Source organism: Streptomyces sp. NPDC091209, assembly GCF_044757755.1.
Taxonomy (GTDB): Bacteria; Actinomycetota; Actinomycetes; order Streptomycetales; family Streptomycetaceae; genus Streptomyces.
The window spans coordinates 377,152-397,104 of the sequence record NZ_JBIVVR010000001.1 but is presented as its reverse complement, the minus strand read 5'-3'; the positions used below and the strand labels follow the sequence as shown (position 1 = coordinate 397,104).

The 19,953-nt window shown below is 70.5% G+C and carries 13 protein-coding genes; 7 read left to right on the top strand and 6 right to left on the bottom strand.

Going from position 1 to position 19,953, the window contains the following annotated elements; all coding sequences use genetic code 11:
* Positions 1 to 266: 266 nt before the first annotated feature.
* Entirely contained in the window at positions 267 to 3,410 is a 3,144-nt protein-coding gene (gene ileS / locus ACIQRL_RS01765; RefSeq protein WP_401325635.1) for an isoleucine--tRNA ligase, read from the bottom strand.
* 582 nt (positions 3,411 to 3,992) lie between these two features.
* On the opposite strand from ileS, the gene ACIQRL_RS01760 reads away from it, so the two are divergent.
* The 5 genes from ACIQRL_RS01760 (at position 3,993) to ACIQRL_RS01740 (ending at position 8,853) form a co-directional block, all read left to right on the top strand.
* Complete coding sequence (locus tag ACIQRL_RS01760; protein ID WP_401325632.1) at positions 3,993 to 4,844, top strand: TraR/DksA family transcriptional regulator; 852 nt, start codon at positions 3,993 to 3,995, stop codon at positions 4,842 to 4,844.
* A gap of 125 nt (positions 4,845 to 4,969) precedes the next feature.
* Positions 4,970 to 5,593 carry a signal peptidase II gene (lspA, locus tag ACIQRL_RS01755; RefSeq protein ID WP_401325630.1) on the top strand — a complete coding sequence of 208 codons (624 nt, stop codon included), beginning with the start codon at positions 4,970 to 4,972 and terminating at the stop codon, positions 5,591 to 5,593.
* Positions 5,594 to 5,733: 140 nt separating this feature from the next.
* Entirely contained in the window at positions 5,734 to 6,678 is a 945-nt protein-coding gene (locus ACIQRL_RS01750; RefSeq protein ID WP_401325628.1) for an RluA family pseudouridine synthase, read from the top strand.
* Positions 6,679 to 6,716: 38 nt separating this feature from the next.
* Complete coding sequence (locus ACIQRL_RS01745; RefSeq protein ID WP_401328001.1) at positions 6,717 to 7,187, top strand: GNAT family N-acetyltransferase; 471 nt, start codon at positions 6,717 to 6,719, stop codon at positions 7,185 to 7,187.
* A gap of 79 nt (positions 7,188 to 7,266) precedes the next feature.
* On the top strand, positions 7,267 to 8,853 hold the full coding sequence (locus ACIQRL_RS01740; RefSeq protein ID WP_401325626.1) for a Na+/H+ antiporter: 1,587 nt from the start codon (positions 7,267 to 7,269) through the stop codon (positions 8,851 to 8,853).
* Positions 8,854 to 9,149: 296 nt separating this feature from the next.
* Here ACIQRL_RS01740 and ACIQRL_RS01735 read toward each other — a convergent pair whose 3' ends face one another.
* A complete protein-coding gene (locus tag ACIQRL_RS01735; RefSeq protein ID WP_401325623.1) occupies positions 9,150 to 10,292 on the bottom strand; it encodes a mechanosensitive ion channel family protein in 1,143 nt (380 codons plus the stop codon).
* A 128-nt stretch (positions 10,293 to 10,420) separates the two neighbouring features.
* On the opposite strand from ACIQRL_RS01735, the gene ACIQRL_RS01730 reads away from it, so the two are divergent.
* Positions 10,421 to 10,990 carry a dienelactone hydrolase family protein gene (locus ACIQRL_RS01730; RefSeq protein WP_401325622.1) on the top strand — a complete coding sequence of 190 codons (570 nt, stop codon included), beginning with the start codon at positions 10,421 to 10,423 and terminating at the stop codon, positions 10,988 to 10,990.
* 69 nt (positions 10,991 to 11,059) lie between these two features.
* On the opposite strand, the gene ACIQRL_RS01725 is transcribed toward ACIQRL_RS01730, so the two are convergent.
* From ACIQRL_RS01725 to ACIQRL_RS01710, 4 genes are all read right to left on the bottom strand, one after another.
* Entirely contained in the window at positions 11,060 to 12,727 is a 1,668-nt protein-coding gene (locus ACIQRL_RS01725; RefSeq protein ID WP_401325619.1) for an alkaline phosphatase D family protein, read from the bottom strand.
* Between the two features lie 181 nt (positions 12,728 to 12,908).
* Positions 12,909 to 13,754, bottom strand: coding sequence for a thioredoxin domain-containing protein (locus ACIQRL_RS01720; protein ID WP_401325618.1), 846 nt, complete (start codon positions 13,752 to 13,754; stop codon positions 12,909 to 12,911).
* Positions 13,755 to 13,928: 174 nt separating this feature from the next.
* Entirely contained in the window at positions 13,929 to 14,615 is a 687-nt protein-coding gene (locus ACIQRL_RS01715; protein ID WP_401325615.1) for a hypothetical protein, read from the bottom strand.
* 118 nt (positions 14,616 to 14,733) lie between these two features.
* Entirely contained in the window at positions 14,734 to 16,062 is a 1,329-nt protein-coding gene (locus ACIQRL_RS01710; RefSeq protein ID WP_401325613.1) for a DUF2252 domain-containing protein, read from the bottom strand.
* Between the two features lie 264 nt (positions 16,063 to 16,326).
* Between ACIQRL_RS01710 and dnaE the strand changes: the two genes are divergently transcribed.
* Entirely contained in the window at positions 16,327 to 19,866 is a 3,540-nt protein-coding gene (dnaE, locus tag ACIQRL_RS01705) for a DNA polymerase III subunit alpha (protein WP_401325610.1), read from the top strand.
* The last annotated feature ends 87 nt before the right edge of the window (positions 19,867 to 19,953 follow it).

Below are 19,953 nucleotides of genomic sequence, written 5' to 3'. Positions count from 1 at the left end.
CGTACGGCTCTCGTACGAGGTGCCCGCGGCGCGTGTCACAGGAGCGCGGAGCGCCGAACCCGGGGATCGTCCGGGTCACAGGGTCGTCCCGGTCACAGAGTCGTCCGGGTCACAGGGTCGTCCCGGTCACACCCCCGAAGGTCCGGGTTCAGCCCGGAGAAGCGACGCCGAAGGCCCCGGCTCGGCCCGGACGGACGGCGAAGGCCCGGGGCCACCAGGACATCCTGGTGGCCCCGGGCCTTCCGGGGCGAGTGAGCCGGTCCTCGCTACGCCTTGCGGAGGCGGAACACCAGGGACAGACCCTCGTCGGTGAACGGCTCCCCGTAGGCGCCGTCGGCCTCGCCCTGGGCGAAGTCCGTGGCGAGCACCTCGTCGGCGATGAGACCGGTGTGCTCGCCGAGTGCCGCGATGACCGCCGGGTCCGTGGAGGTCCAGCGGAGCGCGATGCGGTCGGCGACGTCCAGGCCGCTGTTCTTGCGGGCCTCCTGGATCAGCCGGATCGCGTCACGGGCCAGGCCCGCCTGCCGCAACTCCTCGGTGATCTCCAGGTCGAGGGCGACGGTCGCGCCGGAGTCGGACGCCACCGACCAGCCCTCGCGCGGGGTCTCTGTGATGATGACCTCGTCCGGGGCCAGGGTCACGCTCTCGCCGCCGACCTCGACCGACGCGGTGCCCTCGCGCAGGGCGAGCGACAGGGCGGCGGCGTCGGCCCCGGCGATGGCCTTCGCCACATCCTGGACGCCCTTGCCGAAGCGCTTGCCCAGCGCGCGGAAGTTCGCCTTCGCCGTCGTGTCGACCAGTGAGCCGCCGACCTCGGAGAGCGACGCGAGGGAACTCACGTTCAGTTCCTCGGTGATCTGCGCGTGCAGCTCGGAGTCCAGCGTCGCGAAGCCGGTCGCGGCGATCAGCGCGCGGGACAGCGGCTGACGGGTCTTGACGCCCGACTCCGCGCGCGTGGCCCGGCCGAGCTCGACGAGACGGCGTACCAGCACCATCTGGCGCGACAGCTCCGGGTCGATGACGGACAGGTCCGCCTCCGGCCAGGTCGACAGGTGCACGGACTCGGGGGCGTCCGGGGTGACCGGGACGACCAGGTCCTGCCAGACCCGCTCGGTGATGAACGGGGTCAGCGGGGCCATCAGCCGCGTGACCGTCTCCACGACCTCGTGCAGCGTGCGCAGCGCGGCCTTGTCGCCCTGCCAGAAGCGCCGGCGGGAGCGGCGGACGTACCAGTTCGAGAGGTCGTCGACGAACGCCGACAGGAGCTTTCCGGCCCGCTGGGTGTCGTACGCCTCCAGGGCCTGCGTCACCTGGTCGGTGAGCGCGTGGAGTTCGGAGAGCAGCCAGCGGTCGAGCACCGGACGGTCGGCCGGGGCCGGATCGGCCGCGCTGGGCGCCCAGTTGGAGGTGCGGGCGTACAGCGCCTGGAAGGCGACGGTGTTCCAGTAGGTGAGGAGCGTCTTGCGGACGACCTCCTGGATGGTGCCGTGGCCCACGCGCCGGGCCGCCCACGGGGAGCCGCCGGCCGCCATGAACCAGCGCACCGCGTCGGCTCCGTGCTGGTCCATCAGCGGGATCGGCTGGAGGATGTTGCCCAGGTGCTTGGACATCTTGCGGCCGTCCTCGGCGAGGATGTGGCCGAGGCACACGACGTTCTCGTACGAGGACTTGTCGAACACCAGGGTGCCGACGGCCATCAGCGTGTAGAACCAGCCGCGGGTCTGGTCGATGGCCTCCGAGATGAACTGCGCCGGGTAGCGGCTCTCGAAGATCTCCTTGTTCTTGTACGGGTAGCCCCACTGCGCGAACGGCATCGAACCCGAGTCGTACCAGGCGTCGATGACCTCCGGGACGCGGGTCGCCGTCAGGCCGCAGCCGCCCTCGGGGCACGGGAAGGTCACCGCGTCGATGTACGGGCGGTGCGGGTCCAGCTCCGACTGGTCGGTGCCGGTCAGCTCGGACAGTTCGGCGCGCGAGCCGATACAGGTGAGGTGGCCCTCCTCGCAGGTCCAGAGCGGGAGCGGGGTGCCCCAGTAACGGCTGCGCGAGAGCGCCCAGTCGATGTTGTTGTTCAGCCAGTCGCCGAAGCGGCCGTGCTTGACCGACTCGGGGAACCAGTTGGTCCCCTCGTTCTCCTCCAGGAGGCGGTCCTTGACGGCCGTGGTGCGGATGTACCAGGACGGCTGCGCGTAGTACAGGAGCGCGGTGTGGCAGCGCCAGCAGTGCGGGTAACTGTGCTCGTACGGCACGTGCTTGAAGAGCAGGCCGCGGCTCTGGAGGTCCTCGGTGAGCTTTTCGTCCGCCTTCTTGAAGAAGACGCCGCCCACGAGCGGGACGTCCTCCTGGAAGGTGCCGTCGGTGCGGACCGGGTTCACGACCGGGAGGCCGTACGCGCGGCAGACCTTGAGGTCGTCCTCGCCGAAGGCGGGGGACTGGTGGACCAGACCCGTACCGTCCTCGGTCGTCACGTACTCGGCGTTGACCACGAAGTGGGCGTCCTCGGGGAACTCGACGAGCTCGAACGGACGTTGATACGTCCAGCGCTCCATCTCGGCACCCGTGAAGGACTCGCCCGTGGTCTCCCAGCCCTCGCCGAGCGCCTTCTCGACGAGCGGCTGCGCGACGACGAGCTGCTCCTCGCCGTTCGTCACGACGACATAGGTGACGCCGGGGTGGGCGGCGACCGCGGTGTTGGAGACCAGCGTCCACGGCGTGGTCGTCCACACCAGGAGCGCGGCCCGGCCGGCCAGCGGACCGGAGGTGAGCGGGAAACGGACGTACACGGAGGGGTCGACGATGGTCTCGTAGCCCTGGGCCAGCTCGTGGTCCGAGAGGCCCGTCTCGTCGCGCGGACACCAGGGCGCCACGCGGTAGTCCTGGACCAGCAGGCCCTTGTTGAAGATCTCCTTGAGCGACCACCACACGGACTCGATGTACTCGGGGTCCATGGTCCGGTAGGCGTCGTCGAGGTCGACCCAGTAGCCCATGCGGTTCGTCAGCTCGGTGAACGCGTCGGTGTGGCGGGTCACGGACTGGCGGCACCGGTCGTTGAACTCGGCGATGCCGTACGCCTCGATGTCCTGCTTGCCGGTGAAGCCGAGTTCCTTCTCGACCGCGAGCTCCACCGGGAGGCCGTGGCAGTCCCACCCGGCCTTGCGGCCCACGTGGTAGCCGCGCATGGTGCGGAAGCGCGGGAAGACGTCCTTGAAGACGCGCGCTTCGATGTGGTGGGCGCCCGGCATGCCATTGGCGGTGGGCGGACCTTCGTAGAACACCCACTCCGGCCGGCCCTCGGACTGCTCAAGGCTCTTGGCGAAGATCTTCTGCTCGCGCCAGAAATCGAGCACGGCGTGCTCGAGGGCGGGCAGGTCGACCTGGGCGGGCACCTGGCGGTACGTCGGCGCTGTCATCGGCGAGCTTCCTCCAACGGACTTTCTGCCTTCCGTCGGAGGGACGAGAGCCGTCTTGCTACGGACGCCGTGTGCGGCGCGCTCCCGCGGTACCACCCTCCTTGGCTCCCCGATGCGCCGTTCGCGTCGGTGAGCCCCCTCATTGGGGTCGCGATGCCGGGTCTACTGGCCCCAGAGGGGTGTTCTTCCGGCGGCTCCGGGGTGATCTTCACGTCGCGCTCGCCCCCGGGCTTCCACCGTCCCCGGGTCGCTCCTGGCCGCGTACGCCGCTACTCGTCCCCATCCACGCTTCTCGCTCCGCCCAGTGTACGGCGCGCCGGGGACAGCGGCCGACCGGTTTTCCCGGGCATCGCCGTGGCCTGCGCGGTGACCCGAATGGCGAGGCGCGCGCGTCCGGATCCCGGGACAACGGGTCCGGCGGATTACCCGGCGGGGAGCTGGGCACAACGCATGCAGACTCGCCGTGCGGGGCTCGCATGGCGGGCGAATCGTGGGCGGGCCCCGTTGCCGCGGGCCAGAAGTCGATTTATCGTCCCAGCACGATTCGCGAGCAAGATCACAATATGTGAAGGGGCCGCGGCCATGGTGGCGAAGAAGACCGCCGTACAGCAGTCGGCGTCCGGCAGATCCACGAGTGCGGCGGCCAGGAACGAGGGTGGGAAAGACGCGCGGACGGCCCCCGCGACGGGCGAGGCGATGTCCTTGAAGACGGCTGCCACGAAATCGGCGTCCCCGAAGACCCCGTCCTCGAAGGCGGCGGCCAAGAAACCGGCCGCCAAGAAGACCACCGCGAAGAAGGCGGCCACAGCGGCGGGGAAACCCGCGTCCAGGAAATCCGCGGCCGGGAAGACCAGCGGCACGGCGAGGAAGAGCACCGGTACGGCCAAGAAGGCGGCCGCTTCCGCGGCCCAGGGCGCGGCCGAGGCCGCGAAGACGACGGGAGCCACGACAGTGGTTGCGAAGAAGACCCGTGGCACGGCCACGGCCGCGAAGAAGGCCACTGCGGTTCCCAAGGCGAGGATCGCCGCGCTGGAGCCCGGCGAGCTCGCGGTGCGGCCTGGGGAGGACCCCTGGACACCGGAGGAGGTCGGGGCGGCCCGCGCGGAGCTCCAGTCGGAGGCGCTGCGGCTGCGCACCGAGATCTCGTCGTCCGAGGAGGCGCTCGCGGGACTGATGCGGGACTCCGGTGACGGCGCGGGCGACGACCAGGCGGACACCGGCACGAAAAACATCACACGCGAGCACGAGATGGCGCTCAACTCGAACGCGCGCGAGATGCTGGAGCAGACCGAGCGCGCCCTGGACCGCCTCGACGCGGGCACCTACGGGCTCTGCGAGAACTGCGGCAACGCCATCGGGAAGGCCCGCATGCAGGCCTTCCCGCGCGCCACCCTGTGCGTCGAGTGCAAGCAGAAGCAGGAACGCCGGCACTGAACCCGGGGCACCGCGCGGGAGCGCCGCCGCCTCGCCGTCCGTGAGCGCTCCTGAGCATGTGGGCCCAGGAGCGTGTGCCGTACCCTCGTCCTCAGTCAGGAACCTAGGTCGAGGGACTCACTCACGTGGCAGAGGCGGAGCGCATCATCGGTACGCCGGACATTCCAGGGGCGGCGGGGGCCGGGCCGGAGCAGTCCGACGGGAACGCGGCGTCCGGCGACCGGTCCGGCGCCGGCGCGCCGGACCCGGCGGAGCGGCCCAGGGGCAAGCGCAGGATCGCCGTGCTCTTCACGGTGGCCGTCCTGGCGTACGCCCTCGATCTCGTCAGCAAGATGATCGTGGTGGCGAAGCTGGAGCACCACGACTCGATCGAGATCATCGGGGACTGGCTGAAGTTCGAGGCGATCCGCAACGCGGGCGCCGCCTTCGGATTCGGCCAGGCGTTCACGATCATCTTCACGGTGATCGCGGCGGCGGTGATCGTCGTCATCGCCCGGCTCGCCCGCAAGCTCTACAGCGTGCCGTGGGCCATCGCCCTGGGCCTGCTGCTGGGCGGCGCGCTCGGCAATCTGACCGACCGGGTCTTCCGCTCGCCCGGCGTCTTCGAGGGCGCGGTCGTGGACTTCATCGCACCCAAGCACTTCGCCGTCTTCAACCTCGCCGACTCGGCGATCGTCTGCGGCGGCATCCTGATCGTGCTGCTGTCCTTCCGGGGCCTCGACCCGGACGGCACGGTCCACAAGGACTGAGACACGGTCCACAAGGGCTGACGTACGCCGTCCCGCGGGCCGCTCGCGGCCCGTGTACGGGGCCGCCGGGCGGGTCTCCCCGGGCACTGGCGTTCGGGCTGTGGTCCGGCGGTGTCCGAGCCGTCCGGCATACTCGACGGGTGAGCACCGTTCCCGAGATCCGCACCCTGCCCGTGCCCGACGGCCTGGAGGGCGAGCGTGTAGACGCCGCCATCTCCCGCATGCTGGGCTTCTCCCGTACGAAGGCCGCAGAGCTCGCCGCGGCGGGGAAGGTCACGGTCGACGGCTCGGTGGTCGGCAAGTCCGAGCGGGTGCACGGCGGCGCCTGGCTCGAGGTCGAGATGCCCGGGGCCCCCGCGCCCGTCCAGATCGTCGCCGAGCCCGTCGAGGGCATGGAGATCATCCACGACGACGACGACGTGCTCGTGATCGTCAAGCCCGTCGGCGTGGCCGCGCACCCCAGCCCCGGCTGGTCGGGACCGACCGTCATCGGCGGTCTCGCGGCCGCCGGCTACCGGATCTCGACCTCCGGAGCCGCGGAGCGCCAGGGCATCGTGCACCGCCTCGACGTCGGCACCTCGGGCCTGATGACGGTCGCCAAGTCGGAGTACGCGTACACCTCGCTCAAGCGCCAGTTCAAGGAGCGCACGGTCGACAAGCGCTACCACGCGCTCGTGCAGGGCCACCCGGACCCGACCAGCGGCACCATCGACGCTCCGATCGGGCGCCACCCGAACCACGACTACAAGTGGGCGGTCACGGCCGAGGGCAAGCCCTCGGTCACCCACTACGACATGGTCGAGGCGTTCCGTGCCGCCTCCCTGCTCGACATCAAGCTGGAGACCGGGCGCACCCACCAGATCCGCGTCCACATGGCCGCCCACCGCCACCCCTGCGTCGGCGACCTCACCTACGGCGCGGACCCCACGCTCGCCAAGCGCCTCGGCCTCACCCGCCAGTGGCTGCACGCGGTGCGGCTCGGCTTCGAGCACCCGGGGGACGGGAGCTGGGTGGAGTTCGAGAGCGACTACCCCGAGGACCTGCAGAAGGCGCTCGACAGGGTCCGTGAGGAGAGCAACGCGTGAGCGGCGGTCCGGACGGGGCGGCGGGCGCCGGCCCGGCGGTGCGAGGCATCGCGTACGAGGTGCGGGTCGCCGAGGACCCCGCCGACCGTGAGGCCTGCTTCGCGGTGCGCAAGGACGTCTTCGTCGGCGAGCAGGGCGTCCCGGAGGACATCGAGTACGACGCGTACGACCCCGGCGCCCTGCATGTGCTGGCGGTCCGCGAGGACGGCGTACCGCTCGGCACCGGGCGACTCCTGGAGGGCGAGGCGGCCGCGGCCAAGGCCGGCGGGGATCTGACCGTCGGCTCGCTCGGGCGGCTCGCCGTGACGCGCGAGGCGCGCGGGCTCGGCGTCGGCGCCGCGCTCGTCCGTGCCATCGAGATCGCGGCCCGCGCGCGTGGCCTGGCCGCCGTGGACCTGCACGCGCAGACCCACGCGCTGGGGTTCTACGAGCGGCTCGGGTACGTGGCGTACGGCCCGGAGTTCGCGGACGCCGGACTGCCGCACCGCGCGATGCGCAAGGCCCTGTGAGCGGGGATTGCCGTAGGGGCGTGGCACGCTTGGGGTCTGGTTCGTCTGTGATCGTCTAGACCCCGCCGGAGCGCTGACCGTGGATCAGTTGGCCCTGCTGTTCGTGCTGCTGCTCGGGGCCGTGATCAGTGTCCCGGTGGGAGAGCGGTTCGGGCTTCCCGCGCCGGTCCTGATGACCTTGCTCGGCATAGTGCTGGCCGTGCTGGATTTCGTCCCGAACGTGGACATCCCGCCGGAGTTCATCCTGCCCGCGCTGCTGCCGCCGCTGCTGTACGCCGCGGTGCGGCGCACCTCGTGGAGACAGTTCGCCGCGAACAAGCGCCCGATCTTCCTGCTCGCCGTGGCGCTGGTGTTCGTCACCACGCTGGCCGTGGCGGCCGTCGCGAGCTCGATCGTGCCGGGCCTGCCGCTCGCCGCCGCCTTCGCGCTCGGCGCGCTGGTGGCGCCCCCCGACCCGGTCGCGGCGACCGCCGTCGCGGGCCAGCTCGGGCTGCCGCGCCGGCTGGTGTCGATCCTGGAGGGCGAGGGGCTCTTCAACGACGTGACGGCCATCGTGCTGTACCACGTCGCGATCGCCGCCGCGGTCAGCGGGAGCTTCTCGCCGTGGCGGGCCGGACTCGACCTCGTCCTCTCCGCCGTCGTCGCGCTCGTCATGGGAGTCGCCCTCGGGTGGGCGGCGAACAGACTGATGACCATCGTCGGCGACGCCACCCTCCAGATCGGGCTGACCCTGCTGGTGCCGTACGCCGCCTACGTGCTGGCCGAGGAACTGCACGGGTCGGGGGTGCTCGCCGTGCTCACCACCGCCCTGTTCCTCGCGGAGTACGCCACCGACGCCGACGACGTCATGACCCGGCTCGCCGGGTCGACCGTCTGGGACGTGGTGGACACGCTCGTCACCGGCGTCGCGTTCGGGCTCATCGGGCTCGAACTCCACAACGCGATCCGTACGGCGGCGGGACGCTGGGGCGAGATGCTCGGCTGGGCCGCCACCATCGTGGTCGTGGTCGTGCTCGTACGCCTGGCCTGGCTGCTGCCCGCGACCTGGCTCACCAAGCGGCTGCACGCCAAGCGGGACTACGACGAGGAGATCCCGACGTCGTGGCGGGAGACCGTGGTCATGTGGTGGGCCGGGATGCGCGGGGTCGCCTCCGTGGCCCTGGCGCTCGCCATTCCGCTGAAGATGGACGACGGGTCACCGTTCCCCGACCGGGACGAGATCGTGTTCATCGCGTTCGGAGTGATCATGGCGACCCTGGTGATCCAGGGGCTCACCCTGCCGTGGCTGGTCAGAAAGCTCGGGGTGCGGGCCGACGAGGACGTGGAGAAAGCCTTCGAGAAGGAGCTGGCGGTACGGGCCGCCAAGGCCGCGAAGCGGCGGCTGCGGGAGATCGAGGAGGTGGAGGAGCTGCCGGAGGAGGTCTCCGAGCAACTGCTGCGCCGGGCCTTCGAGATCGGCGTGCGGATCAGTCCCGACATGGGGGACGAGGAGCGGCGCGAGGCGCATGAGCAGCGGGTCCGGCGGATGAAGCGGATGCGTCGGATCCAGGGGGAGATGATGAGCGCCGCCCGTCACGAGGTGCTGTCCGCGCGCAGCGAGCCCGGAGCCGACCCGGAGATCGTGGACCGCGTCCTGAGACACCTCGACGTCCGCAGCCTCCGCTGACCGCCCACCGGCCGCCAGCTCTCGCCCGCCGCCCACCGGCCGCCAGCTCTCGCCCGCCGCTCGCCGACCGCCGGCTCTCGCTCGCCGACCGCGCGCTCTCGCCCGCCGACCGCTGGTCACCACCCGCCCGCCGCCGGCTTTCGCCCGTCGGCCCCGCCCGCCTCCGCCCACCGATCGGTCCGGTCGGGCAGGTCCGGGTTGTCCGCTAGGTCGGGCAGGCCCGACGGGCAAGGCGGATCAGGCCGGCGTGCGGGTCGGCCGGGGGCTGCGGGGCGGCAGGTCCCGGGACCAGGGGGTCAGCCGCGGCCCGGGCCTGTCCGGGGAGGTTCGTGGGTGTGGCGGCCGTGGTTCGCGCGGGCCGCCGCGCCGTCCGGCTCCGCGCGCCCCTGGCGGCCGATCCGCCCCGGGGGCAGCACCGCGTCGGCCGTGTTGACGCGGGGCAGCGCGTAGGGGTGCTGTTCGGTCAGCCAGCGGATCAGCTCCTCGCGGACGGTGACCCGTACCTTCCAGATGTCGTCCGCGTCCTTCGCGGTGACCAGGGCGCGCACCTGCATGGTGTTGGGCGTCGAGTCGGTGACGACGAGGCCGTAGTCGCGGCCGTCCCAGGCGGGGCACTCGCGCAGGATGTCGCGCAGCTTCCCGCGCATCGCCTCCACCGGAGCGGAGTGGTCGACGTGCAGGAAGACGATGCCGGTCATCTGCGGGGTGCCGCGCGACCAGTTCTCGAACGGCTTGGACGTGAAGTACGACACCGGCATGGTGATCCGGCGTTCGTCCCACGTCCGTACGGTCAGGAACGTCAGGGTGATCTCCTCGACCGTGCCCCACTCGCCGTCGACCACCACGGTGTCGCCGAGCCGCACCATGTCGCCGAACGCGATCTGCAGTCCGGCGAAGAGGTTCGCGAGAGTCGACTGCGCGGCGACACCGGCGACGATGCCGAGGATCCCGGCCGAGGCCAGCAGCGAGGCCCCGGCCGCGCGCATCGCCGGGAAGGTGAGCAGCATCGCGGCGATCGCGACCACGCCGACGACGGCCGTGACGACCCGCTGGATCAGCGCGACCTGGGTGCGGACCCGGCGGACCCGCGCCGGATCGCGGTGCGCGTTCGCGTAGCGGGTGTACGAGGTCTCGACGACCGCCGTGGCGATGCTCACCACCAGCCAGGCGGCGGCGCCGATGAGGATCAGGGTCAGCGTCCGGCCGATGCCGATCCGGTGTTCCACCAACAGTTTCGCCTGGTCGTACGAGCCTCTGAGCAGGGCCGCGAACAGGACCAGTTGGAAGGGGACACGGCCGCGGCGGAGCAGACCCCACAGGGAGGTCTCGCTGTGCCGGTCGTCCGCCCGACGCAACAGGCGGTCCACGGACCACCCGATGAGCAGCGTGAGCACGACCGAGCCGCCGACGACGATCACCGGGCGCAGTACGTTCTCCATGCCTGAGAACGTATCCGGCCACGGACGTCATGAACCTGTGTTCTCGGGGCGGAACGGGGTATCCGGGCGGACCCGGCACGGGGGTACGGGGCCCGGCGCTGTCGGTGCCGGCTGGCACCATGGGGTCCATGAACATCATGCTCTTTCACTCGACCTACGGTCTGCGGCCGGCGGTGCGCGCGGCGGCGGAGCGGCTGCGGGCCGCGGGACACGAGGTGTGGACGCCCGACCTCTTCGAGGGGCGCACCTTCGAGACCGTCGAGGAGGGCATGGCCTTCAGCGACGAGATCGGCAAGGACGAGCTGCTCAAGCGGGCGGTGCTGGCCGCCGCGCCCTACTCCGAGCGCGGCCTGGTCTACGCGGGCTTCTCCCTCGGCGCCTCGGTCGGCCAGACCCTGGCCCTCGGGGACGAGAAGGCCCACGGGCTGCTCCTGCTGCACGGCACGTCGGACATCGCCGAGAGCGCGTCGGTGGACGACCTGCCGGTCCAGCTCCATGTCGCCGAGCCCGACCAGTTCGAGACGGACGACTGGCTGAGCGCCTGGTATCTCCGGATGCAGAGAACCGGAGCCGACGTGGAGATCTACCGCTACGCGGGCGCCGGGCACCTCTACACCGACCCCGGCCTGCCCGACTACGACGCCGAGGCGGCCGAGGCCACCTGGAAGGTGGCGCTCGGCTTCCTCGAAAGTCTGTAGCCAAGTCACCGGCGGGCGCCGGGCCCGTCCGGCCGACGGACGGGCCCGCGCTCCGGACTCCCGGGAGACCTACGCCGGGTCGTACGTCCGCTCCACCGTCTGGGTGCCGCTGCGCGTTCGGTACGAACGGGCCCAGGACGAGGTCGCGCCGGGGTCCGTGCGGTCGGAGAGCACGTAGTAGTCCATCTGCGCGCGGTCGGCCGTGATGTCCAGGACGCCGTAGCCGTGGCGGTCGGTGTCGACCCAGTGGACATGGCGGTTGGCCGCGCGGATGACCGGGGAGGCGATGGCGGAGACGACGCCCTCGGGGACCTTGACGAAGTCGTCGAGGTTGTCGGAGGTCACCGAGGTGACCACGAACTCCGTGGCGGCGGAGGGGGACAGCGGGTACGTACCGGCGTCCACCGGCACGTCGTTGGCCCAGGCCATGTGGATGTCACCGGTCAGGAAGACCGTGTTGCGGATGGCGTTGGAGCGCAGGTGCGCGAGCAGTTCGCGGCGGTCGTCGGTGTAGCCGTCCCACTGGTCGGTGTTGAGAGCGACGCCCTCCTGCGGGAGACCGAGCAGCTTGGCGAGCGGCTTGAGCAGGTCGGCGGAGAGGGAGCCCACCGCGAACGGCGAGATCATCACCGAGTTGCCGACCAGACGCCAGGTGGTGTCCGAGGACTTGAGCCCGGACTTCAGCCAGTCGAGCTGGGCGCGGCCGGTGATCGTACGGTCCGGGTCGTCGACCGAGCCGCTGGCCGTGGACGCCTGCTGCGACCGGAAGGAGCGCAGGTCGAGCAGCGCGAGGTCGGCGAGCTTGCCGAAACGGAGCCTGCGGTAGGTGGTGCCCGCGATGGCCGGGCGGACCGGCATCCACTCGAAGTAGGCCTGCTTAGCGGCGGCCTGACGGTCCGTCCAGGCACCCTCGGCGCCCTCGGTGTGGTTGACCGCGCCGCCCGACCAGGAGTTGTCCGCGAACTCGTGGTCGTCCCAGATCGCGACGACCGGCGCCTTGTGATGCAGGGCCTGGAGGTCCGGGTCGGTCTTGTAACGGCCGTGCCGGGTGCGGTAGTCGGCGAGGGTGAGGATCTCGTTCGCGGGGGAGTGCGGCCGTACGACCGTGCCACGGGTCCCGAACTCGCCGGACTTGTACTCGTAGATGTAGTCGCCGAGGTGCAGCCAGGCGTCCAGGTCATTGCGCGCCGCGAGGTGACGGTACGCCGAGAAGTAGCCGGCCTCCCAGTTGGCGCAGGAGACCACGCCGAAGCGCAGCCCCGGCACGGCCGCGTCCGCCGCCGGCGCGGTGCGGGTGCGCGCCGCCGGGGAGTCGGTGCCGCCCGCCGAGAAGCGGAACCAGTAGTCGGTGGCGGGAGCGAGGCCGCGGATGTCGGCCTTCACGGTGTGGTCGGAGGCGGCCGTCGCGACGGTGGAACCCTTGGTGACGATCGTGGTGAACGCCTTGTCCCTGGCGACGGTCCAGCTCACCTCGGTGTCCGGGCCGAGTCCGGAACCCGGTATTGCCTGGGAGCCGGGCGTCACCCGGGTCCAGAGCAGGATGCCGTCGGGCAGCGGGTCGCCGGAGGCGACGCCGTGCAGGAAGGCGGGCGCCTCGGCGGCGCGGGCGGGCAGAGCGGCCGCGAGCGGGGCGGCGAGGACGGCGGTGGCGGCCGCGGCCTTGACGACCGTACGGCGGCGCGGGGCGCGGGAGTTGAGGTCTCCCGCGACGTCGGATGATCTCTGTCGACTGGTCACGGGCGATGAGGTTACCGAGCAGTACAGGCCAAGAGCGGGCGAACTGGAAAAGTTCGCCCGCTCTTCGGCTTTTCGCCGCTCAGGTCACTCGGCCCACACAGGTCTCAGGTCGACCGGCCCGTCGCGCCGGACGGTTCGGGACCTGCCGCGACGCCCGGCCGGACCTCGACGGCCGCGCCGGTCAGGCCTTGAGGGCCGCGCCGATCGCCGTGGTGAAGTCGGCGACCGTCATCGGCGCGTTGCCGTCCGCGCCGGTGACCTTCTTGCCGTCCATCACCAGGCTCGGCGTGCCGGTGACGCCGTCCTTGTTGGTGTTCCACGTCTCGGACATGGCCAGCGCCCAGGCGTCGTACGTGCCGTTCTTGACGGCGTTCTGGAACGTGGTGTTGTTCTTGAGCGCGTCGACCGTGTTCGCCACCTTGATCAGGTAGTCGTCGCTCTTGAACTTGTCGGTCGTCTCGTCGGGGTGGTACTTCGCCGAGTAGAGCGCGGTCTTGTACTCCAGGAAGGCTTCCTGGCTCACGTTCAGCGCGGCACCCATGGCGCTCATCGCGTTCTTCGAGCCCTCGCCGCGGGAGCCGATCTGGATCTTCCCGCTCTTGTCGGAGTCGCCGTCGAGGAACGTGCCACCGATGTACTGGATCTTGAACTTGCCGTCGTCGAGGTCCTTCTTGACGGTCGGGCCGACGGTCTGCTCGAAGGAGGCGCAGATCGGGCAGCGCGGGTCCTCGTACAGCTTCAGGGTCTTCTTCGCGGTGCTCTTGCCGATGACGACCGTCGTGCCGTCCTTGCCCGTGGTGTTGGCCGGGGCGACCACCTTGTCGCTCGCGACGGCCTCCCACTGGGACGGCTTGTTGTTCTGCACGACCGCGTAGCCGATGCCGCCCGCTATCGCGAGGACCGCGACCAGGCAACCGGCCACGATCGCCTGGCGCTTGATCTTGTCGCGCTTGGCCTGGCGCTCGCGTTCGAGGCGCAGCCTCTCGCGCGCCGCCGTCTTCGACTCCTGGCTGTTCCGCTTGCTCATGGTGGTGATCTCCATCGGGGACGCGCACACGTGGTACGCGGAATACGTAAGGGGGACTGCTGGTGCTCAGTGCCGCACTCGGGAACGTGCGCTCGGCCGCCGGCGCACGGAAGCGTGGCGGGTGAGCCGTGGCCCGGGGCGGTCGCTCGGAGGGAGCGGCTCGGGAACCGCCGCTCAGGCGGGAACGGCCGGGCGGGGCGGTCCGCGTCGTCCCAGCGAGTGCACGAACAGGCGGGTACGGGCCGCGGTCGACCGGCGCGCGGTGCGCGGCAGCGGACGGGCCGGGGCGAGCCGTACGGTCACCGCGGCGACCGCGATCAGCAGCGGCCGGAAGGTCGAGGCGGCCACCGCGCGCAGGAGCTGGTCCAGGGCGCGCTCGCCGCGGCGCAGCCAGGCGGCCGCGAGCAGGCCGACGGCGACATGGGCGCCGAGCAGCAGCCAGGCGGCGGCCGGGTCGGCGTGCGCCAGCAGGGCGGCGGCACGGTCCGGGGCGCCGCCGGTCACCCGGGACAGCGGGGTGCCCACACTGCCGCCGCCGCACAGCATGTCGAGGCCGACCGAGCGCAGCGGGCCCGTGACCGGGCCGCCCGCCCGGCCGTAACAGACGTGCTGGCCCGTGGTGAACACGGTGTCGGCGGCCAGTTCCAGCGGGACGAGCAGGGCGGCGATCCGGCCGAAGCCCCGCTCGCGGCCCGCCAGCGCGAAGGACAGCGCGAAGACCGCGGCGGTGATCGCGGCCACGGTGGTCAGCGGCAGGGGCATCCGGGACAGCAGCACGTGCGACGCGGCGGAGAGCGTCACGACGACGGCCGTGAACACGGCCGCGCGTACGGCTCTGAGCTGGGTCCCGGATATGTCCATAGCAGAGGTGAGTCTCCCACGCGCTCCCGTAAGCGTCCCCTAAAGGGTTCCTGTGCGTTACGGGAGCGTTGTGAGACGGCCGGTCGCGCGGCGTCGGCCCCGCGACCGGCCGTGCGTCCTACAGCCCTGGGATCCGTCCGTTGCGGAACAGGTCCACGAAGATCTGGTGGTCGCCGCGCGCGCGGGTGCCGTAGCTGTGCGCGAAGTCCACCAGGAGGTCGGCGAAGCCGTCCTCGTCGGCCGCGATGGCCGCGTCGATGGCCCGCTCCGTGGAGAACGGCACCAGCTCCGAGTGGCCGCTCTCGTCGTCCGCCGCCGCGTGCATCGTGGCGGTGGACCGGCCGAGGTCCGCGACGACCGAGGCGATCTCCTCGGGGTCGTCGATGTCGCCCCAGTCCAGGTCCACCGCGTACGGGGAGACCTCGGCGACGAGCTGGCCCGCGCCGTCCAGCTCGGTCCAGCCCAGCCACGGGTCGGCGTGCGCCTGCAGGGCGCGCTGCGAGATCACCGTGCGGTGGCCCTCGTGCTGGAAGTACCCGCGGATCGCGGAGTCCGTGACGTGCCGGGAGACGGCCGGGGTCTGCGCCTGCTTGATGTAGATCACCACATCGTTCTCCAGGGCGTCGCTGTTGCCCTCCAGGAGGATGTTGTACGACGGCAGCCCGGCCGAGCCGATGCCGATGCCCCGGCGGCCCACGACGTCCTTCACCCGGTACGAGTCCGGGCGGGTCAGCGAGGACTCCGGGAGCGTCTCCAGATAGCCGTCGAAGGCCGCGAGGACCTTGTAGCGGGTGGCGGCGTCCAGCTCGATGGAACCGCCGCCCGGCGCGAAGCGGCGCTCGAAGTCGCGGATCTCGGTCATCGAGTCGAGCAGCCCGAAGCGGGTCAGCGAGCGGGCGTCGCGCAGCGCGTCCAGCAGCGGACCCTCGGCGGTGTCCAGGGTGAAGGGCGGCACCTCGTCGCTCTTGGCGCCGGTGGCCAGCGCGTGGATGCGCTCGCGGTAGGCGGCCGCGTACACCCGCACCAGCTCGGTGATCTGCTCGTCACTGAGCGCCTTCGCGTAGCCGATGAGGGCCACGGAGGCGGCGAAGCGCTTGAGGTCCCACGTGAAGGGGCCGACGTAGGCCTCGTCGAAGTCGTTCACGTTGAAGATCAGACGGCCCTGGGCGTCCATGTACGTGCCGAAGTTCTCGGCGTGCAGGTCGCCGTGGATCCACACGCGCGAGGTGCGCTCGTCCAGGTACGGACCGCCCCGCCGGTCCTGGTCGAGGTCGTGGTAGAAGAGCGCCGCGGTCCCGCGGTAGAACGCGAACGCGGAGGCCGCCATCTTGCGGAACTTCACACGGAACGCGGCCGGGTCGGCGGCCAGGAGCTCGCCGAAGGCGGTGTCGAAGACGGCGAGGATCTGCTCGCCGCGTTGCTCGGCGCTGAGCTGCGGGACCGACATCGCTGGGTGCCTCCTGGTGCAGGTGGTGCATGGCTGGCAGGGCGGGCGCGCCGCCCCGGGGACAAGGGTCCGTCCACTTCCAACGGACGAAGATACGCGGGAGTGCCCGGGTTCCGGCGGCGAACACCCACCCGGTTTCCGCGCCCCCGCATGAAGGTACGGATGATCCTCCGCCGAGTGTCAGTCCGGCGTCATAGACTTCGACGCTGACCCCCCAGACTGTCCGCAGCCTGTCACCAATGGTTCTTCCTGGAGGCCGAAACCGTGTCGAAGCCGCCGTTCACGCACCTGCACGTCCACACCCAGTACTCGCTGCTGGACGGTGCCGCGCGGCTCAAGGACATGTTCGACGCGTGCAACGAGATGGGCATGACCCATATCGCGATGAGCGACCACGGCAACCTCCACGGGGCCTATGACTTCTTCCACACGGCGAAGAAGGCGGGCGTCACCCCGATCATCGGCATCGAGGCGTACGTCGCCCCGGAGTCCCGGCGCAACAAGCGCAAGATCCAGTGGGGCCAGCCGCACCAGAAGCGCGACGACGTGTCCGGTTCGGGTGGTTACACGCACAAGACGATCTGGGCGTCGAACCGGACGGGCCTGCACAACCTCTTCAAGCTCTCCTCGGACGCGTACGCCGAGGGCTGGCTCCAGAAGTGGCCCCGGATGGACAAGGAGACGATCTCCAAGTGGTCGGAGGGGCTCATCGCCTCCACCGGCTGCCCCTCCGGCGAGCTCCAGACCCGGCTGCGCCTCGGCCAGTTCGACGAGGCCCTGAAGTCGGCCGCCGAATACCAGGACATCTTCGGCAAGGACCGCTACTTCCTGGAGCTGATGGACCACGGCATCGAGATCGAGCGCCGGGTCCGCGACGGACTCCTGGAGATCGGCAAGAAGCTCGGCATCCCGCCCCTGGTGACGAACGACTCGCACTACACGTACGCGCACGAGGCGACCGCCCACGACGCCCTGCTGTGCATCCAGACCGGCAAGAACCTCTCCGACCCGGACCGCTTCCGCTTCGACGGCACCGGCTACTACCTGAAGACGACGGACGAGATGTACGCCGTCGACTCCTCGGACGCCTGGCAGCAGGGCTGCGCCAACACCCTCCTGGTGGCCGAGCAGATCGACACCACCGGCATGTTCGAGGCGAAGAACCTCATGCCGAAGTTCGACATCCCGGACGGCTTCACCGAGGTCACCTGGTTCCAGGAGGAGGTGCGCCTCGGCATGGAGCGCCGCTTCCCCGGCGGCGTCCCCGACGACCGTCAGAAGCAGGCCGAGTACGAGATGGACGTCATCATCCAGATGGGGTTCCCGGGGTACTTCCTCGTCGTCGCCGACTTCATCATGTGGGCCAAGAAGCAGGGCATCGCGGTGGGCCCCGGCCGTGGTTCCGCGGCCGGCTCGATCGTCGCGTACGCCATGGGCATCACCGACCTCGACCCGATCCCGCACGGTCTGATCTTCGAGCGCTTCCTGAACCCCGAGCGCGTCTCCATGCCCGACGTCGACATCGACTTCGACGAGCGTCGGCGCGTCGAGGTGATCAGGTACGTGACCGAGAAGTACGGCGCCGACAAGGTCGCCATGATCGGCACGTACGGCAAGATCAAGGCGAAGAACGCCATCAAGGACTCCGCGCGCGTGCTGGGCTACCCGTACGCGATGGGCGACCGGCTCACCAAGGCGATGCCCGCCGACGTCCTCGGCAAGGGCATCGACCTGAACGGCATCACCGACCCCTCGCACCCCCGCTACAGCGAGGCCGGCGAGATCCGCGGGATGTACGAGAACGAGCCGGACGTGAAGAAGGTCATCGACACCGCCAAGGGCGTCGAGGGACTGGTCCGGCAGATGGGTGTGCACGCCGCCGGCGTGATCATGTCCAGCGAGCCCATCGTCGACCACGCCCCCATCTGGGTGCGGCACACCGACGGCGTGACCATCACCCAGTGGGACTATCCCCAGTGCGAGTCGCTGGGCCTGCTGAAGATGGACTTCCTGGGCCTGCGCAACCTCACGATCATGGACGACGCCATCAAGATGGTGAAGGCCAACAAGGGCGTCGACCTGGAGATGCTCGCCCTCCCGCTGGACGACCCCAAGACCTTCGAACTGCTCTGCCGCGGTGACACCCTCGGCGTCTTCCAGTTCGACGGCGGCCCGATGCGCTCGCTGCTCCGCCAGATGCAGCCCGACAACTTCGAGGACATCTCCGCCGTCTCGGCCCTGTACCGGCCGGGTCCGATGGGCATGAACTCGCACATCAACTACGCGGAGCGCAAGAACAAGCGCCAGGAGATCACCCCGATCCACCCGGAGCTGGAGAAGCCGCTCGAAGAGGTGCTGGCGGTCACCTACGGCCTGATCGTGTACCAGGAGCAGGTCCAGAAGGCCGCCCAGATCATCGCCGGGTACTCGCTCGGCGAGGCCGACATCCTGCGCCGCGTGATGGGCAAGAAGAAGCCCGACGAGCTGGCGAAGAACTTCGTCCTCTTCCAGGAGGGCGCCCGCAAGAACAACTACAGCGACGAGGCGATCCAGGGCCTGTGGGACGTGCTGGTCCCGTTCGCCGGCTACGCCTTCAACAAGGCGCACTCCGCCGCGTACGGACTGGTCTCGTACTGGACCGGCTACCTGAAGGCGAACTACCCGGCCGAGTACATGGCCGCGCTGCTCACCTCGGTCAAGGACGACAAGGACAAGTCGGCCGTCTACCTGAACGAGTGCCGGCGCATGGGCATCAAGGTGCTGCCGCCCAACGTGAACGAGTCCGAGCAGAACTTCGCCGCCCAGGGCGACGACGTGATCCTCTTCGGCCTCTCCGCCGTCCGCAACGTCGGTACGAACGTGGTGGAGTCGATCATCCGCAGCCGCAAGGCCAAGGGCAAGTACGCCTCCTTCCCCGACTACCTCGACAAGGTCGAGGCGGTCGCCTGCAACAAGCGCACCACGGAATCCCTGATCAAGGCCGGCGCGTTCGACACGATGGGGCACACCCGCAAGGGACTCACCGCGCAGTTCGAGCCGATGATCGACAACGTGGTGGCGGTCAAGCGCAAGGAGGCCGAGGGCCAGTTCGACCTCTTCGGCGGCATGGGGGACGAGGACACCAGCGAGCCCGGCTTCGGACTCGACGTGGAGTTCACCACCGACGAGTGGGACAAGGTCTACCTGCTCGCCCAGGAACGGGAGATGCTCGGCCTGTACGTCTCCGACCACCCGCTCTTCGGCCTGGAGCACGTCCTGTCCGACAAGGCGGACGCGGGCATCTCCCAGCTCACCGGAGGCGAGCACGCGGACGGCGCGGTCGTGACCATCGGCGGCATCATCTCGGGCCTGCAGCGCAAGATGACCAAGCAGGGCAACGCCTGGGCGATCGCCACCGTGGAGGACCTCGCGGGCTCCATCGAGTGCATGTTCTTCCCGGCGACGTACCAACTGGTGTCGACCCAGCTCGTCGAGGACGCGGTCGTCTTCGTCAAGGGGCGCCTCGACAAGCGCGAGGACGTGCCGCGGCTGGTCGCCATGGAGCTCCAGGTCCCCGACCTGTCGAACGCGGGCACCAACGCGCCCGTGATCCTCACCATCCCGGCGCTGAAGGTGACTCCGCCCATGGTCAGCCGCCTCGGCGAGATCCTCAGCCACCACAAGGGCGAGAGCGAGGTCCGCATCAGGCTCCAGGGCCCGAGCAAGACCACGGTGCTGCGGCTCGACCGGCACCGGGTGAAGCCGGACCCGGCGCTCTTCGGCGACCTGAAGGTGCTGCTCGGCCCGGCCTGCCTGGCCGGCTGACGACCGCACGGCCGGGCAGGGCCGTACAAGGGGAAACACCACGCACCGAGGGGCGCATCCGATACCGGGTGCGCCCCTCGGTGCCTG

What these genes read in the sequence shown, in the direction of transcription:
- ileS (WP_401325635.1), bottom strand. Translation starts at nt 3,410, where the DNA reads ATGACAGCGCCGACGTACCGCCAGGTGCCCGCCCAGGTCGACCTGCCC.
- ACIQRL_RS01760 (WP_401325632.1), top strand. Translation starts at nt 3,993, where the DNA reads ATGGTGGCGAAGAAGACCGCCGTACAGCAGTCGGCGTCCGGCAGATCC.
- ACIQRL_RS01735 (WP_401325623.1), bottom strand. Translation starts at nt 10,292, where the DNA reads ATGGAGAACGTACTGCGCCCGGTGATCGTCGTCGGCGGCTCGGTCGTG.
- ACIQRL_RS01730 (WP_401325622.1), top strand. Translation starts at nt 10,421, where the DNA reads ATGAACATCATGCTCTTTCACTCGACCTACGGTCTGCGGCCGGCGGTG.
- ACIQRL_RS01720 (WP_401325618.1), bottom strand. Translation starts at nt 13,754, where the DNA reads ATGAGCAAGCGGAACAGCCAGGAGTCGAAGACGGCGGCGCGCGAGAGG.
- ACIQRL_RS01715 (WP_401325615.1), bottom strand. Translation starts at nt 14,615, where the DNA reads ATGGACATATCCGGGACCCAGCTCAGAGCCGTACGCGCGGCCGTGTTC.
- ACIQRL_RS01710 (WP_401325613.1), bottom strand. Translation starts at nt 16,062, where the DNA reads ATGTCGGTCCCGCAGCTCAGCGCCGAGCAACGCGGCGAGCAGATCCTC.